At 38.1% G+C, this 16,253-nt stretch carries 22 protein-coding genes and 1 pseudogene; 14 read left to right on the plus strand and 9 right to left on the minus strand.

Translation table 11 applies throughout. The features are described from left to right. Positions 1–405: 405 nt before the first annotated feature. Complete coding sequence (locus tag CZ382_RS00870) at positions 406–1,185, plus strand: class I SAM-dependent methyltransferase (protein WP_088049375.1); 780 nt, start codon at positions 406–408, stop codon at positions 1,183–1,185. 131 nt (positions 1,186–1,316) lie between these two features. Here the strand turns inward: CZ382_RS00870 and CZ382_RS00875 are convergent, their stop codons facing one another. The 3 genes from CZ382_RS00875 to CZ382_RS00885 are packed head-to-tail and all read right to left on the minus strand — an operon-like array spanning position 1,317 to position 3,335. Then, positions 1,317–2,096: a hypothetical protein gene (locus CZ382_RS00875; RefSeq protein ID WP_088049376.1), complete on the minus strand. Its 780-nt coding sequence runs from the start codon at positions 2,094–2,096 to the stop codon at positions 1,317–1,319. Between the two features lies 1 nt (position 2,097). Continuing rightward, entirely contained in the window at positions 2,098–2,961 is an 864-nt protein-coding gene (locus CZ382_RS00880) for an ATP-binding cassette domain-containing protein (RefSeq protein WP_088049377.1), read from the minus strand. Continuing rightward, positions 2,958–3,335, minus strand: coding sequence for a GntR family transcriptional regulator (locus tag CZ382_RS00885; protein ID WP_088049378.1), 378 nt, complete (start codon positions 3,333–3,335; stop codon positions 2,958–2,960). The genes CZ382_RS00880 and CZ382_RS00885 overlap by 4 nt, the downstream gene beginning before the upstream one ends. A gap of 406 nt (positions 3,336–3,741) precedes the next feature. Between CZ382_RS00885 and CZ382_RS00890 the strand changes: the two genes are divergently transcribed. The 6 genes from CZ382_RS00890 to CZ382_RS00910 all read left to right on the plus strand — a co-directional run bounded on the left by CZ382_RS00890 (position 3,742) and on the right by CZ382_RS00910 (position 6,848). Further along, positions 3,742–3,885 (plus strand): hypothetical protein, encoded by a 144-nt coding sequence (locus CZ382_RS00890; protein WP_230856225.1) that lies wholly within the window; start codon positions 3,742–3,744, stop codon positions 3,883–3,885. Further along, entirely contained in the window at positions 3,833–3,943 is a 111-nt protein-coding gene (locus CZ382_RS24055) for a hypothetical protein (RefSeq protein WP_230856224.1), read from the plus strand. Before CZ382_RS00890 ends, CZ382_RS24055 begins: the two co-directional genes overlap by 53 nt. Before the next feature lie 246 nt (positions 3,944–4,189). Next, positions 4,190–4,774, plus strand: coding sequence for a DUF4256 domain-containing protein (locus tag CZ382_RS00895; RefSeq protein ID WP_088049379.1), 585 nt, complete (start codon positions 4,190–4,192; stop codon positions 4,772–4,774). Between the two features lie 153 nt (positions 4,775–4,927). Next, positions 4,928–5,602, plus strand: a complete 675-nt coding sequence (locus tag CZ382_RS00900) for a serine/threonine protein kinase (protein ID WP_088049380.1) — start codon at positions 4,928–4,930, stop codon at positions 5,600–5,602. 128 nt (positions 5,603–5,730) lie between these two features. Next, positions 5,731–6,081 carry a DUF2200 domain-containing protein gene (locus CZ382_RS00905; protein ID WP_088049381.1) on the plus strand — a complete coding sequence of 117 codons (351 nt, stop codon included), beginning with the start codon at positions 5,731–5,733 and terminating at the stop codon, positions 6,079–6,081. A 401-nt stretch (positions 6,082–6,482) separates the two neighbouring features. Then, positions 6,483–6,848 carry a hypothetical protein gene (locus CZ382_RS00910; RefSeq protein WP_088049382.1) on the plus strand — a complete coding sequence of 122 codons (366 nt, stop codon included), beginning with the start codon at positions 6,483–6,485 and terminating at the stop codon, positions 6,846–6,848. Between the two features lie 180 nt (positions 6,849–7,028). Here the strand turns inward: CZ382_RS00910 and CZ382_RS00915 are convergent, their stop codons facing one another. Beyond that, on the minus strand, positions 7,029–7,436 hold the full coding sequence (locus tag CZ382_RS00915; RefSeq protein ID WP_088049383.1) for a GlcG/HbpS family heme-binding protein: 408 nt from the start codon (positions 7,434–7,436) through the stop codon (positions 7,029–7,031). 207 nt (positions 7,437–7,643) lie between these two features. Here CZ382_RS00915 and CZ382_RS24720 point away from each other — a divergent pair, with 207 nt between their 5' ends. After that, on the plus strand, positions 7,644–7,814 hold the full coding sequence (locus CZ382_RS24720; RefSeq protein WP_371871373.1) for a hypothetical protein: 171 nt from the start codon (positions 7,644–7,646) through the stop codon (positions 7,812–7,814). 443 nt (positions 7,815–8,257) lie between these two features. Here the strand turns inward: CZ382_RS24720 and CZ382_RS00925 are convergent, their stop codons facing one another. Beyond that, positions 8,258–8,698: an SgcJ/EcaC family oxidoreductase gene (locus CZ382_RS00925; protein WP_088049384.1), complete on the minus strand. Its 441-nt coding sequence runs from the start codon at positions 8,696–8,698 to the stop codon at positions 8,258–8,260. 27 nt (positions 8,699–8,725) lie between these two features. Next, positions 8,726–9,295 (minus strand): PadR family transcriptional regulator, encoded by a 570-nt coding sequence (locus CZ382_RS00930; RefSeq protein WP_088049385.1) that lies wholly within the window; start codon positions 9,293–9,295, stop codon positions 8,726–8,728. A gap of 488 nt (positions 9,296–9,783) precedes the next feature. On the opposite strand from CZ382_RS00930, the pseudogene CZ382_RS00935 reads away from it, so the two are divergent. The 3 genes and pseudogenes from CZ382_RS00935 to CZ382_RS00945 all read left to right on the plus strand — a co-directional run bounded on the left by CZ382_RS00935 (position 9,784) and on the right by CZ382_RS00945 (position 11,270). Next, positions 9,784–10,330, plus strand: a pseudogene (locus CZ382_RS00935) (helicase). 47 nt (positions 10,331–10,377) lie between these two features. Continuing rightward, the gene (locus tag CZ382_RS00940) at positions 10,378–10,785 is read left to right on the plus strand and encodes a VOC family protein (protein ID WP_088049386.1); all 408 of its coding nucleotides are present in this window, start codon (positions 10,378–10,380) and stop codon (positions 10,783–10,785) included. Between the two features lie 44 nt (positions 10,786–10,829). Then, a complete protein-coding gene (locus tag CZ382_RS00945; RefSeq protein WP_308778164.1) occupies positions 10,830–11,270 on the plus strand; it encodes a GNAT family N-acetyltransferase in 441 nt (146 codons plus the stop codon). A 148-nt stretch (positions 11,271–11,418) separates the two neighbouring features. Here CZ382_RS00945 and CZ382_RS00950 read toward each other — a convergent pair whose 3' ends face one another. After that, positions 11,419–11,871, minus strand: a complete 453-nt coding sequence (locus CZ382_RS00950; RefSeq protein WP_088049387.1) for an AraC family transcriptional regulator — start codon at positions 11,869–11,871, stop codon at positions 11,419–11,421. 359 nt (positions 11,872–12,230) lie between these two features. Here CZ382_RS00950 and CZ382_RS00955 point away from each other — a divergent pair, with 359 nt between their 5' ends. The 3 genes from CZ382_RS00955 (at position 12,231) to bioB (ending at position 15,541) form a co-directional block, all read left to right on the plus strand. Then, positions 12,231–13,481: a DNA polymerase IV gene (locus CZ382_RS00955; RefSeq protein WP_088049388.1), complete on the plus strand. Its 1,251-nt coding sequence runs from the start codon at positions 12,231–12,233 to the stop codon at positions 13,479–13,481. Between the two features lie 407 nt (positions 13,482–13,888). Then, positions 13,889–14,488 carry a biotin transporter BioY gene (locus CZ382_RS00960; protein WP_371871375.1) on the plus strand — a complete coding sequence of 200 codons (600 nt, stop codon included), beginning with the start codon at positions 13,889–13,891 and terminating at the stop codon, positions 14,486–14,488. Positions 14,489–14,509: 21 nt separating this feature from the next. After that, the gene (gene bioB / locus CZ382_RS00965; RefSeq protein ID WP_088049389.1) at positions 14,510–15,541 is read left to right on the plus strand and encodes a biotin synthase BioB; all 1,032 of its coding nucleotides are present in this window, start codon (positions 14,510–14,512) and stop codon (positions 15,539–15,541) included. A 164-nt stretch (positions 15,542–15,705) separates the two neighbouring features. On the opposite strand, the gene CZ382_RS00970 is transcribed toward bioB, so the two are convergent. Continuing rightward, on the minus strand, positions 15,706–16,020 hold the full coding sequence (locus CZ382_RS00970; RefSeq protein ID WP_088049390.1) for a YolD-like family protein: 315 nt from the start codon (positions 16,018–16,020) through the stop codon (positions 15,706–15,708). A 3-nt stretch (positions 16,021–16,023) separates the two neighbouring features. Further along, positions 16,024–16,221, minus strand: coding sequence for a hypothetical protein (locus tag CZ382_RS00975; protein WP_088049391.1), 198 nt, complete (start codon positions 16,219–16,221; stop codon positions 16,024–16,026). Positions 16,222–16,253: the final 32 nt, after the last annotated feature.

Raw genomic sequence — 16,253 nt, forward strand, 5'->3', positions numbered from 1 at the left:
GATTCTAGCAGAATTTTATATCAGGAAATAAAATAAATCATGTATCCTTAATTTTATATTTTACAATTTCAGCTAAGAATAATCTATTATTCAGGTAGAATGCAGCTTTAAACTAATTGAAAGTAAACATCTTTATTTTCATTGAACATTGAGACGGTGTTTTTGCTCCTCTGTTTACAAGAGTATTTTACATTCAACAAAAGTGATTTTGTTGAATAAGCGAAGGTCTTTTCAAGAAAGGAGTCAAAGAAGGTAAAACAGGAGAATTTATTGGAAAGAATTCACCTAATGAAACGGATATAACAATTGATTATCAAAAATGATTTAAAAATCGTATTATGCTTATTGAAATACATTACTTACAATATTGTGGAAAGAGAACTTCTATATAAAGGGGATGAAGAAATGTCTATTGATTTCCACGATGATCGCAACCAAGAAAGCTATACTTCTAGAAGTGCAGACAAAGGTTGGGCAGGCGCCATTATAAGTATTATTGATAAAGGTAGTATTCAACATGCTGTAGATATCGGTTGTGGAGGTGGGATTTACTCCAAAGCATTAATAGATATGGGGGTGCCTTTTGTAACTGGTATAGATTTTTCAGAGTCGATGTTAAAGGGAGCTAGACAAAATTCGGAAAACTATGAAGGACAGATTACCTTTAAAATAGGAAATGCCTATAAAACAGGCCTTCCTAATGAACACTTTGATATGGTACTGGAAAGGGCTCTCATTCACCATTTAGAAGATTTACATGCTTGCTTTATTGAAGCTTATAGAGTATTACATGAAAATGGAGTAGTAGTGATTCAAGACAGGACGCCAAGTGACTGTTTTTTAGAAGGAGATAAAAGTCATATTAGGGGGTACATATTTGAATTGTTTCCAAACCTTAAAAAACTTGAACAAAGAAGGCGTTATACGGGCCACGAAGTAAAGAAACAACTAGAAATTGCTGGTTTTAAAGATGTTCAAGAAATCAAACTTTGGGAAACGAGAAAAAAATACACTTCAAAGACGGACTTACTTAAGGAGATTAAATCAAGGAAAGGTCGTTCTATTCTTTTTGAGCTTAGTGATGCAGAGTTAGAAGAACTTATATCTCATATTGATGGGAAGTTAAGTAACGACGAAGTTATTGAAGAAAAAGATCGTTGGAGCATTTGGAGAGCAAACAAGTAGAAAGAGTAGTACAAGAGAAGGAAGTTAAAAATTCCAATTTTTTCAATAGATATATGGCCTCTAAAAAATAATCCCTCGCGGCCGGCTAATGCACAGGAGGGATTATTTTTATTGCTTTTTTCAGACATGATTTACATTTTAATAGAAACCCTTTTTGTCAATACGCGGATTATCCAAATAATAATAACTATTATAACGAATATACCTGGAATTGTAATGACTGCTGGTAAATCCAGGGATGAAAACCTGTCAGCCACAGGTAAATTCAGAGACATCCGTATTAGCACGTCTACTAAGGTCAAACTAATCAGTCCAAGAAGGATAGATCCTAGACCTGTTATCGTATCATATCGATAGAAACTTGCACTAATGAACCAGCCTACTAAATAATACATAAAAATGTTTAAACTAAATAAACCAATGGCTAAGATCCAATTGCTCCCGGGATCAACGAACGGAGTTAAAATGACAGACTGTACAATATCACCAATAATATTACTATCAATATCTAATACCACTTCATTAAGATTTGGTTCTTTTAAACCTATGTTAGCCATATTTTTTAAAATGAATTGTCCTATTACAGATATGCAGATTGCAATAATTGGAATAACAACAGATAATCCAATAGAAGCCAGAAGTCCCCCTTTAAAATAATCCTTTCTTGTCACACCGTTTCCTGCATAATGGGGGAGAAAGTAAACAGATATCAGCCCAATAACAAGCATAAATATATTGGCTGCAACAAAAACCGAATTATAGTAACTGTCTACTTCATTTCCTTGGATAAATGCTGTTATTATTTTAACAATGTGAATGACCAGCATGATACCTAAGAATCCAAATGCCCAGTACAACTGAACCAAAAACATATCTTTTGCAACCTTAGGGAAAGTTGTGGTTTGTTTCATATTATTCCTCCTCCGTTAAATGGACAAACAAATCATGAAGGGAGACCGGTGCTACCTCAAGTCCTTTAGCCAATGCAGTATTTCGTTCGTGATCATCGAGTTCCCCGTAAATCATCACCGATTTCGTATCGCCCAATTGTTGTACGTTAATCTGTTCCTTTGCTTGAACAAAATTATCTACTAGTTCTCTGTTCCCAGTAATCGTAGCCCCTTTTGAGATAAGGGAATTGTATTCTTCCTGCAGCAGAAATTTACCTTTGTTTATTATAATGACTTCATCAAATAAATAATCCATTTCAGATACAAGATGAGTGGAAAGGATCATGATTCTCGGATGATTTTGTTGATCCTTTAATAACTCTTTGTAAAATATATCTCTTGAAGGAGCGTCCATGCCAAGGTATACCTCATCAAAGATGGTTACCGGTGCTCTAGTCGATAAACCAATAATGACATTCAAGGCAGATTGCATCCCTTTCGAAAACTGTTTTACCGGTTTCTTTTTGTTGAGTTTAAATTTCTCAATAAGATATTCCGCATAATCCATATCGAAATTAGGGCGATAGCGCTGTATGTCTTGTAGCATATCTTTTACATTATCCGATTCATCTTTATAGTCTTTGTCATACATAAAGGCAACTTGCTGCATGATTTTAGCATTTTCAAATGGTTCTTCGCCATTGATGGTTATGGAACCTGATGAGGCTTCACGGAATGATGCCAATACAGAGAGAAGCGATGTTTTGCCAGCCCCATTTCTTCCCAGCAGGCCATATATTTTCTCACCGCTTAGTTCGAGTGTTATATCCTTAAGAGCCACGTGATTACGATAGGTTAGACTTAAATTTTTTACCTTAATGTTCATTTTGTATCACGACCTTTCACATTTTTAATGAATTGAATGATGTCATTTTGAGTGAATCCCAACTTATCAGCCTCATAAACTAATTTGACAACATAATCTTCCATAAAGGATTCTTTTTGTTTTTGAATAAGTTTTTCTCTGGCCCCCGCTGCAACAAACATACCAATCCCTCGCTTCTTGTAAAGAATACCTTCATCAACCAATTGATTAACTCCTTTAGATACTGTGGCATGGTTAATCTTATAAAAATTTACAAGTTGATTTGTAGAGGGTGCCTGCTCCCCTTCTTTTAGCTGATACTTAATAATTTGATCTTCAATTTTTTCACGCACTTGCATATAAATTGGTTTATCTTGATCAAAAGGTCCCCTCATTGATATCTCCCACTATTCTTAAAGTTGTTATACACTCATACGGTTATATACTTATGTGTATAACAATAACAGTTATTTTATTCACAGTCAATATTGGAAAGGAAAAAGAATAAAAATAGGCAAAAGCATATATGGAATGGGGGATGGGAGAGGTCATTGGCTTCGTCCAGATACATAAACAAATGGCTCCCGAAGCAGACGGGTGTTTCGGGATACCTTTTTGATTCATGGAAACGAGGAAATGAATCGAGTGCCCCAATGTGCGAAAAGAATAAAACTTTTTTCCAATCCGATGCCACCCATTCCGGATTTGTTTCGATGGTAATGGTAGAAAGGGATGCTTTCCGATTCAGTTGGATTATTTCTGCTTTCCTCATTTCAAATGGAACGAAAGGGGGCTTCCGCTTTGGAAAGAAGTACGATCACGGTGAAAGAAGTCGCGGCTTATTTGGGGGGTTCATACCAATACGGTTTATTATCTCGTGAAGCTGAACGAGATACCGTATTTGAAGCTGCGCAATCGCATTTTGTTTACAAAGGACTCGATTGATCTATGGATGCAAGACCAGGCTAACGCAAAAAATGTTAGCTCGAGGTCTCTAATGTAACACTCCTTAGATATCAAACTTTAAAATAATACTTTTATATTAAAAGTAATGTTATTCAGGAAAAGAGTTCGCTAATCGAATAGTGCCCCCTTTTGAATCTGACCAGATTGTGGAGGAATGGATTTACTTAATCATGCCTTTTAATGTAAACTGAATTTACACAGTTATTTAAATGATTAATTATAAAACAATTTTTATATATATATTTAAGCCATTATGAGTAAAAACAATAAGGGGGAAATTAACATGACAAAGGGAAATAAAATCAGCAATAAAAAGGAGTTGTCACCAGAACAACGCGAAGAATTACTCGGAGGATTGAAAGCCCGTTTCGAGAAAAACATGCACCGCCATAAAGGTCTTGAATGGGCTAAAGTCCAATCAAAACTGGAAGCTAATACGGAAAAACTGTGGTCGCTCCATGAAATGGAAAGAACTGGCGGTGAACCGGATGTTGTTGGTCATGATAAAAAGAAGGACGAATACATTTTTTATGATTGTTCAGCGGAAAGTCCTAAAGGTCGCAGAAGTGTTTGTTACGACCGTGAAGCGCTGGAGTCAAGGAAAAAACATAAACCAGAAAATAACGCGCTTGATATGGCAGCTGCCATGGGCATTGAAATTTTAACAGAAGAACAATATCGAGCAATGCAGGAACTTGAAAATTTCGATAAGAAAACGTCGAGTTGGGTGCAAACACCTTCTGATATTAGAGAACGCGGCGGTGGTGCCCTTTTTTGCGATTATCGTTACGGGCACGTCTTCGTGTATCACAATGGTGCGGAATCTTACTATGCTGCCAGAGGGTTCCGTGGCTCGCTAAGGATCTAAGTTTTGCCCAGACAACAAAATGTGAATGTGAGAACGGATCACCTGGGGAGGGCTGTAATTTCATTTTTCAACTATTAGGCGCCATTCGTCAATTCTTAATAAAGTATTTGGATTATGTAGTTTTCTTTAATTAATGAATGGAGAGATAGATATATGGAAAACGATTGGGATATAGCAATGGATTCTCTTTCCAAGACTACTGTTTTTTCAAATCCAAATAACGAGCCTGTAACCATAAGTGGTCACGCTGATGATTTGAAATGTATCGGTGTGGGGACAGATGCGGCCGTTTTTCAATCTTTAAACGCCCCAGCTTATGCATTTAAAAAATATGCCAAGGACAAAATAGCTAAAGTAAAATTGGAAGCAAATGTTTATCAAAAATTAGGAGATTCACCTTTCTTTTCAACATGTTTTGCTGCTTATGACGAATGCCTCGTTTTAAGCTACGAAGAAGGAAAGACTCTTTTCGACTGCGTCCTACAAGGGATTCACATTCCGGAACAGGTTATAAATGACGTGGAGGATGCAAGAGAATATGTTCGTACGAAGGGGCTTAACCCACGTGATATCCATTTGAAAAATATTTTACTACAAAACGGAAGAGCAAAAATACTTGATGTCTCGGAATACATACTGCCAGGTAATGATTTCAGATGGGAGCATTTAAAAAAAGGATATGAACAATACTATCATTTAATTGATGAGAAGTCTGTACCATTTTGGTTAATGGAAACGGTTCGAAAGTGGTATAACCGGCGGAATAAATATTTTTCTTCGTATGAAGAGTTTATAAAATTTGTTGTAAATTTTTTATATAAAAAATAGAGGAACTAGCCTCCCTCACTCAATGTATTTGTACAGGAGTTGATAGCTATCTTCCTAAAACGGCGCTTTAGCCGAATAAAATGTTCATTTATCGGGCCATTAACAGAATAATTAAGGGAGGATGTATCATGACCAAACATAAAATTTATACCATGAGTGTTGCAAAAGTTTATCCCCATTATATTTCGAAAGCAGAGAAAAAAGGACGTACCAAATCAGAAGTCGATGAAATTATCCGTTGGTTGACAGGATATAGCCAGGAAGAGTTAGAATTACAACTGGAAAAACAGACAGACTTTGAGACCTTCTTTGCGGAAGCTCCCCAATTGAATCGCGCGCGTGCTTTGATCAAAGGTGTAGTCTGCGGCGTCCGAGTGGAAGATATCGAAGAACCAACGATGCAGGAAATTCGCTATTTGGATAAGCTAATCGATGAGTTAGCAAAGGGAAAAGTGATGGAGAAGATTTTGCGGAAATAATAATTAAAAACGAAGAAACACTGATTCCATTTATATCGCTTTATTTTTAAGTAATTATTAAAATCGCGCACTAATCTTTACAAAATTTTGTACAATGTTGTCGGGGTGAAGTGGTGAACTGGCCAGTACTAAAAGATATAAAGTGGTTGGCATATCAATTAACATCAATTTTGTCAGTACTCACAGGATTAATTTTAGCAGTTGGCAGCAATAGTTACTGGGTACTGTTTGTCCTCTTATCGATGTTACTAATGGGTTTAGGGATGAGTAGGGCAACGAAATTAACAAGGTAAAAGAGTGAAAAGTGAAAGAGGTTTATTCAAATCGGGTACGAATCCGGAATTTTTTAAATAATAGCTTTGGCTCTCCCTTTGAAATACGCACCCAAAAGCACCTTTTTAATGGTGTTTGTCCCTGTTTTAGCTGCAGTTATTCATTTTATCTTGTACGTAGCGGTTGGACTATATCTTGATAAGAGAAAAGACAGACACTTTGTCAAAGAGTACAACCAAATTTTGGAGGCATATAATGAAACGGATAATGCAGAGATATTTTTACATGATCTTTCAAATATTAAAAATCCATCTAAAACTGCGCAATCAGCAAATGCCTTTAATTTCAGTATGTCAACCGCATTGTATAAAAACAATAGAAAAGAAGAAGCCCTATCTTATTTATACAAAGTCAATACATCAGATAACGATCTTCAAAAGGTAATTGAGGAGCAAAGAAAAATGATAGAAGACGGAGAGGTCACTAGTATTTAACAGTTTTCCGAAAGTCTCCTTCTTCAAGCCTGCTACGGGGATCGCCCAGGTTAGGGACTTTCCGGTTCAATGACATGAGTGCAATCCTTTTTAATCGTGAGGGATATGCTCGGCTCCATTGAACGCAGATCAAACATGTTTCTCAAAAACCTCCCGTCGTGGGAGGTTTTATACACTAATTCATATTTTGAAATGCTCAACCGCCGCTTCAGCCACCTGTACGTCCTGAGGTACAGCACCACCGCTGACACCGACTGCGCCGACTATTTTTCCGTCTATTTTTAGTGGGATTCCACCACCAAAGACAACAATTTTGCCCTGGTTGGTTGTGTTAAGTCCCCAGAGTTCTGCGGTTGGAACGGTTGCTTCCTCTAAGTCAGCTGTAGACATTTTCAGCGCAACAGATGTCCAGGCTTTGTTCTGGGCAATGTCTACACTCGCCAGCCATGCATCATCCATGCGATGGGTGGCAACGAGATTTCCACCATCATCCACCGCAGAGATTACCATCTGTACACCAATTTTACTTGCTTCCCTTTCCGCGCCATCAATCACTTGTTTTGCCATTTCCAAGTTTATTTTTTCCACTAGTCATCTTCCTCTTTCTAAAAATTACCTTTCTTTACCCGATTCCCGCAAACGTTTTTAATAAACATATTAATAGAAAAAGTCCTGAATTTTAAGTTTTATAATAGCATTAGTGGGAAAGAGATTAATAGGGAGTTACAAGCACTCAGTGTAAAATCTCTGCTGTAGTAAGTACTGCACACCATCATTCCAAGGAAGTTTTTCGTTTTGGCAGATAATCGTGGTGTAGTTTACTTAGGAAATGGTAAAGTGGAAGTGCAGGACATATCAGTAGATCCTGGAGCCAAGGATCAAGACGCTAAACAAGGATCGCCCAAAGTACGCTTTCGGCTTGGCTGGTCAAAGGCGCATCCATCCATACCGGACAAACTCCGATGAAATATCATCGTCAATTAATGCACGCTATCTTGAACGGAAAAGCGGATATTGCCATGTGGTAAATGCAACCACATTTCATTGGATTAGGCTCCGCAAGGTTATGCGAACTTTGACGGCGGGGTCGCTAAAAATTTGTCATTGACCCACACGGAACATTAAGTAAGTAGAATGATGGGACAGGTCTAGTGTCCCATCGTTCTGCTTTAAACGTTTTTATAATTGTAGAGTCATGCAAGGAGAATGTTCTAATGGACAACAGCAATCACACATCGCGCCTGTCTCACTCTACGAACTTCCGAATGTGCTGGTCTAAATACGCAATACATAGAATTGTGTAGTAGGTTTCCAACCGTTATTCAACCGCTTTTTGTCAATCATTCATATAAACACGGTGGTCCGTAAGCGATTTTACCCTTTTCAATACCATTCCTTATCAAAATAACTTATTTATTATTTTTCTTCATAAACCATTTCGCTAAAAAGTTAGGCTCTTTGATACGACAATTGTGAAATGCTGAAATCTTCCATTCTCCATTTTGTTTGATTAAAACATTGGTATTAATGGATTCTCTATTTTTGGAATAATTTTTTTGCCAACGCATTTTCGTATTTCCGACGCAATGTACAATAACGGTATGTTCATTTAGAAAGCGAATGTCCGTTATTCGCCCTTGCATTTGGGACCCCTTTAACACACCATCAAATAATTCCTGATGTGAAGTTTTTACTTCTTGTTTGCCTTTTATATGCTGCCCAAAGAAAGTGACATAATCTACGTCTTCGGTAAAACAAGTAGCATATGCTGCTCCATCACCGTTACTCCATGCAGAATACATGGTTTCAAATAAATTATTTATATTGCCTTTTTCTGTTTTAAATTCCATTTATTAATCTCCTTTTTCTTTATTTATTTAATTAGTATGGTTCGTCTCAATCTGTTCCTTAAAATTAGATAACCATTGTAATTCAAGCTGCCACTGATTAACATGATGATCCATTAATCCTCGGATTGTTCGATAAAAATACGTGTTTTGCATGGGTTGTATCTGGTCAGGGTTCTCATCAAACTCTAATTGCTGTTCCTTAATATGATCTATAGCTTTTTGACAATACCGCATATAATGATTTATTAAATACATTTGATCTTCATAGCATAAGTAGTCAAAATAGATTGCTTTAGTGTGAAAAATCTTTTGGTAGTTCCCAAGGCCTTTTTCAGTATCCATCATTAATTCATAAAAGCGGTCTTTTCCCTTATCCGTAATTTCAAAGGTGCGGGATGATCGTTCAGAAGGGAAGGGAACATTTTCTGGATTCGCCTCTTGAATAAGCCCGGCTTTATTTAGTTTGGTTAACAAAGTTGAAAGTGTCCCCCTACTAACCTTTTCCCAAGGTCCAATCGTGTCATTGGCTATTTTCGAAATGAGATAGGCATGTAATGGAAACTTCATTAATAATGACAGAACAAGAAGTTCATACATTGTCAATTCACCTCTTTTTACAATTATTAGTTTTTTAAATACCGTTTTAATAAAACTATAAACTCAACATAAACATTTGTCAATGACAAATTGCAATAATTGATTTTGTACACGTCATTTCATTGATAAATTCCGTAAGATAATGAACATGACTTCATTGGCGTAAAAAAATATAAAATGAATATTCGTTAGTCAATATTTCGCAATAAGGGTTGTTAATCATATCACCGTATGCTATTTGAATGTCTTCTGCTGTATGTTTGGCTTCGTTTTCAAGGATATAAAAGTAAAAACGGCATGCAGATAATATTTCGATAAAATTGTGTGTTGAAATAGAGAAAAAGTTTTGAATTAATGTACGTAAACTATTTTGACGCTTTTCTTAAATATCTATAAAGCAATGGATTTTCAAGAACGATCCTCCGTAATCGGCGCGCAAGAATGGAATATGGCCTGTGCAGACTTATGCATAAAAGGGGTGAAGACGAATGCGTATTGAAAATGGGGAAAAAATATACCCCAATTGCCTAACAATCACTAGGACAGTCGAGGTGGGTGGCCTTACTAAATCGCAGCTTATCCAGAAAATGCAACAACACTCTATTTTGATGAACGAGTTTGGAGAAAGGCTATTTGCTGAAGCTAATTTTACAACCTCTGCCAAAACGTATACGTTGAACACCATTGAGCTCACCGTACGTGACCTGGGGTTGCCAGAGGGAGCAACTACGACTCAGCTCTTTAAGCGAGCGAATGATCTTGGATTGGAATTGTGTCCGCTTGAGCTTGGCCCTAACCTAAGACTAAGGTATCTGGATCAGCCTGAAGGTTATTCTGGACAGCCCTCCCGGCAACATCAAGCTCCATATGGCTCCATCACAATAGCTTCAGAGATACTAACAGAAGACGAAAATTTCCCGAAAGGCTTCTATCTCAGACGTATCAAAGGTATGCTGTGGTTGCGTTGGATACATTGCCGATGATCTGCACGTTTGGGGGCCTGATGGTCATTTTATTTTTTGTCAACGTTCATAGTTTTTGAAGAATTAAACCTAAATCCCAAAGAAAGGAATTGATTCACAATGACATTACGCTTAACGCCATATTTAATGATGGAGGGAAATGCAAAGGAAGCGATACAATTTTACGAAAAAACATTGGATGCTACAATTGTTACTGTCCAAACTTATGGTGAGGTGCTACCTACTTGTCCTTCAGCTATTAAGGAACATGTGGGACATGCAATGTTAAAAGTTGGTGAAACAGATCTTATATTTTCCGATACTCCAGGCCCGCCGATTAAAAAGGGGAATCAAGTAATGATTAGCATTTCAACGAATGATGTGGAAAAAACAAAACGAATTTTTGAAGCATTGCAGTTGGATGGGAAGGTCAACCAACCGCTAGAGGAAACTCCTTTTAGCCCGGCTTTCGGTAATGTAACAGATAAATTTGGCGTGACTTTTCAAATCGTAACGGAAGGAAAATAATCAATTTACTTATGCAAGAATGGAATAAGAGAGGGAGGTTTGGTTTGATTATCAATTATACCGAGTATAATGAAATGCTCGATATGGAAGTGTTAGAAAGAATTATAATGCTGCATACGAGTGTTTTTGGAAAGTCTGATGATTTAGCAGGGAGAATGAAAGAAAAGCCTAAGTTGCGAATTGACATTGCATTAGATGATCAAAAGGTGGTCGGGTATAAGATAGGATATGCTTTGAATCGTGAGCAGTTTTATAGCTGGCTAGGCGGAGTGGATGCCGAATACCGGAATCAAGGTATTGCTTCAACGTTAATGGTGCAGCAGCATCGACATATCAAAGAGAGTGGCTACAAAGCAGTTCAAACACATACCAAAAATAAGTGGCGTCAGATGCTGCTATTAAATATTAAAAACGGATTCGACATTATTGGTACTTACACAGATAATGAAGGAGAACCTAAAATCATTTTGGAAAAAAAGCTATGAACATTTGAAAACATATCCTTTAAGGTTTGTTATTCTGTTAAAGCGCAAGGATGAAATAATTATGATAGGAAAGAAGAACAAGAAGTTATCATTCCCCTGATAAGTGACTTGTTCTTCTCTGTTTTTTACTCTGTGCTGATAGTACGGCTCATAACGATTTTACAGGTACACATATTTCGCAATAAGGGTTATTAATCATATCACCAGTGTATCTTTCTAGAATAGGTTTGTTATCAATTTGGTATCCATTGCTTTTTAGTGATGGAAAAATAGCAGCATATGCTTGTTGAATAGCTTGTGCCGTATGTTTGACTTCGTAAATAAGGTATTTTCCACCAGAAAGTTCACCTTCGTAAACGGAATCATCCAATTGATAATCCTTTGAAATCACAATACCAGCATCAAATCTACAGTTTTCTGGAAGTGTTGTCTCGGGATTATCTTGTGAAATGGCAAATAGGGTTGCCGATTTAAGCAGATTTTTCTCCTTAGCCCATTTTTTTAACCTCTCCATTACTTGATAATTTGCAGGACCATACGGACCAACTCGTCGCATATAGGCGATGCGGTAGTTTGGCAGTGTTTCGGCTTTGAATTTCATAGATTTTTTTCCTTTCCTTATTTATTTGTTACATTTCAAATGTAGCATGCTTTAAAAATATATACATCTTACTTTTTAAAATTTTTTAAAAAATGATAAATCCCTACTCTGTAAATGAAGGGTACGTTACTGAAGAAGGAATCATACTTAGACTCTTCCGTAAACAAGTTCAATTGCTGAATAACGAATCGACTTTTTTGTATACATATTTGATTCAGGATCCCAGTCATCCCATTATACGGAAGGAAATTACCATTGAAATCAAAGTGATTTGCCGATGGTTAGAAATTCCATTGATTATTCTAGTTATTTTTGCCTATAATAAGAACGAACGTTCCTTTAGGTGGTGAAATAAATCAATGGATTATTCGCTTTACCCGCGGCATGATGTGCTATGTATTGATATGCGGTCCTTTTATGCAAGTGTGGAAGCTGTGAAATTAGGCTTAGATCCGATGAAAGTAATGCTTGCCGTAGTTGGGGATCCAAACCGATCAGGAAGTATTGTACTTGCAGCATCGCCTGCGTTAAAACGTAAATACGGAATCAGTAACGTTAGTCGCTTTTATGAGTTGCCCAAAGATCCGGATATTGTTATCGCCCCTGCACATATGGCTGACTATTTAAAAGTATCAACTGAAATAACAAAGCTGCTCAATCGCTATGCACCGAAAGAGGCGATACATGTTTATTCGGTTGATGAGGTCTGGGTAACCGTCAATGGGTTGGAACGGCTTTTTGGAAGCCCATGGGAAATTGCGGAAAAAATTAAACAGGATATTTTTGAATCATTTGGACTCACCTGCAGTATCGGTATCGGTGATAATAAATTTTTAGCAAAGGTCGCCATGGATTTACACGCCAAAAAATCAGGCATCGCTGAGTGCAGATATGAGGACGTGAAGGAGAAGCTTTGGCCCGCGCCTATTGAAAAAATCTGGGGAATTGGCAGCAGGATGAAACACAATTTAAACCGGATGGGAATTGTTAATCTTGGGCAAATCGCCAATTTTAAACTGGCCCTTTTGAAAAAGCGTTTTGGTGTTATGGGGGAGCAGCTTTATTGGCACGCTTGGGGGATTGATTTAAGTCCTGTATTTGGTGACTTTACGCGACCTGAGCAGAAGGGGTTTGGCCACGGTATATCATTATTACGTGATTACACTGGAGAAGAAGTTGCAGTATGTATCCTGGACCTATCCGAAGAGGTTTGCCGCAGGGCCCGTACTGCCAATAAAGTTGGGAAAACAATTCATCTTGGGATTTCTTATTCTAAAGAAACCAGAGGAGGATTTTCCCGCTCGCAGTCCATCCACATCCCGACAAATGTAACAATGGATGTGTACCAAGTTTGCATGCATTTGTTCCGAAAATTTTACGATGGCGCAAGTAAAATCAGGCATGTCTATGTGACGTTGGATAATCTGTTTGAAAAAGGGGAAACCCAATTGGATCTGTTCGAGGATCGCGCGAAGAAAAATGATATTGGTTATGTCATGGATGCGATTCGCGACAAATATGGATCAACCGCTATTTTACGTGCTTCCAGTTATACGGACGCTGGAATTACGATAGATCGGAGCGGGAAAATCGGCGGGCATTATGCTTAATAGGATGACATAAAAAACCCCCTTATATGAGGGGTTAGTCTACATAAACATCGATAATATTTTGTAAAGGCAGGATGACTTGAAAAAGGTAATCTTTATTTTTATTTTCCACTTAAACATTTAAAGTTGGGTAGAAATTTGTTATTTTTCCCGTTGTTTCATCAATATAACCTTCAAACCTAAACGCCATTTTTAGAAATCCCGATAATTTTCCTTCCAACTATTTCTCCATTTTTCATCGCTTCTTCACCCGCTTTTAAATTCGTTGATAAAATTGTAACGTAACTGTTCGGTTAATTTCCGGATTTGTTTTCGAAACCAACAATCTATCTATACTAATTTTTTCTCTTTACCTCTATTGTTAACTGATATATAATTTGGTTAACAATAGAGGAAGGGGGTTGACAATAGTGAATCAAAGATGGTCAGCACAGAGTATCACCACTGCTGGAGCGTTTGTTGCTCTTACTGCAATCGGAGCTAATATCACATCGATTGCACCATTTATGATGGTTGGCGGGGTACCAATTACATTGCAAACATTTTTCGCAGTATTGGCTGGAATTGTTCTGGGAAGCAGATTAGGGGCATTTACGATGTTTGTTTATATGCTGCTCGGACTTGTCGGCGCACCGATTTTCGCACAGTTCAAAGGCGGGGCTGCGATATTGCTGTCACCGACATTTGGATTTATTGTGTCATTTATCCTGGTAGCATATGTTACGGGAAAGCTGGTGGAGAAGAAAAAAAGTCTGCCAATGTATGTCACTGCAGCAGTGGTCGGGATGGCAATCAATTATATCTTCGGTACCAATTGGATGTATGCAGCATATTTATTTTGGTTTGATGCACCGAGCGGATTTACATATGGCGTGGCATGGGCCTGGATGGCGGTGCCATTGCCTAAAGATATCATTCTATCTGTTGTGGCGGGAGTTTTTGCTTATAGAATTGAAAAGATTGGCATAGGGGTGCAAAAGGTCCAAAAGAAACAACGTGCAGCCTGATATGAAGGAAGGGGACATGAAATGAACTGGGATGTACTTGCACAAGATGTGATCAATGGTTATGAACTGACTGATGAAGAAGCGCTGGCAATATTGAAAAGTCCGAATGAAGAAATTCTGCAATTGCTTAGCGGTGCTTATCAAATACGAAAGCATTACTATGGCAATAAAGTGAAGCTGAATATGATTATCAATACCAAATCAGGGAATTGTTCCGAAAACTGCGGGTACTGTGCACAATCAAGAGATTCCACCGCGCCTATTGAAAAATACAGGATGCTTGATAAGGATTCGATTGTCAGAGGTGCTGAAAAGGCGCACCAGCTTAATGCCGGAACCTATTGCATTGTTGCGAGCGGGAGGGGACCTGCCAATTGGGAATTGGAACGAGTCATCGAGGCCGTCGAGGAAATCAAAGGTAAATACGATTTAAAAATATGTGCATGTCTTGGCATTTTAAAACCTGGTCAGGCAGAAAGGTTGAAAGCGGCAGGAGTAAGCCGTTATAACCATAATATTAATACATCGGAAAATCATCATGATGCCATTACAACCAGCCATACATACCAGGATCGCGTCAGGACGGTAAATGAAGCGAAACAAGCTGGATTGTCCCCTTGCTCCGGAGTAATTGTCGGTATGAAGGAAACAAAACAGGATGTGGTGCAGATGGCCAAGGCTTTAAGGAATTTGGAGGCAGATTCGATTCCAGTGAATTTCCTCCATGCAATTGATGGGACTGCGCTTGAAGGCACTCATGAATTAAATCCAATATATTGCCTGAAGGTGCTGGCATTGTTCCGCTTTATCAATCCGACGAAAGAAATCCGCGTTTCCGGCGGACGTGAGGTAAATTTGAAAAGCCTGCAACCGCTTGGATTATATGCAGCGAACTCCATTTTTATTGGAGATTATTTGACAACGTTGGGCCAAGAAGATACAAAAGACCATCAGATGCTGCGAGATCTCGGTTTCGAAGCGGATGTTGTGTACGAAGAGGGAGCTGGAACTTTAAAGGCATTGCTTGAGGAAGGAGTTCGGGCGGATCTTTAATGACGAACAACAAGTCTAGTCCAAAACAAAGACTGCCGCTGCGGTAGGGGGTCAGACCCTTGCCCAGCAGCTGCTTTCATACGAAAAACCATTTCCTCAAGCGAAGGAAGTTTGCATGCATGTATTCCAATTGGGGGCCATAAAAAATCCCCTAGCATAAGGGGTTAATCTACATAAACATCGATAATATTTTCTAAAGGCAGGCAGTGATCGACTATTTTGATGTGCTTATTCTGCAGATCAATATTTCCGATTTTGCCTTTAACCTTGTGATAATCGTGGTTTTCAAAATACTGTATTTCCACTGTTAAGGCATCCTTTAAAGCCATCTGCAGCTTTACATTTATTTCCTCCTGCCGCTGTTCGTCTATCATCGGCTTTTGTTTACGCTCCAGTTCCTCCCATGTCCTTTTTAAAAGCTCGACATGTTCCGGGATCATTAACGATGTCCATTTAATTGAACCACGATCATGAGCCACTTCTTATGCACCTACCCTTTTTCTAATTGGCCCGACAGATAAAATGTTATTTCGTTTAAACGTTCTGACTTGCCTTTTGGTGTAGCAGAAAGCAAGCACCGTATCGTTGTTCGTCCGTAGCACTTTAATTGTTCGTTGTGTGATCTGGTTATTGCTGTCCAGATAAATCAGTTCTAGTGTACTTCCAGGTTTTATTGTCATATGAAAGCCTCCTGTTGGAAACGTTTGTTCTA

The organism is Virgibacillus dakarensis (assembly GCF_900155625.1).
Lineage (GTDB): Bacteria > Bacillota > Bacilli > Bacillales > Amphibacillaceae > Lentibacillus_C > Lentibacillus_C populi.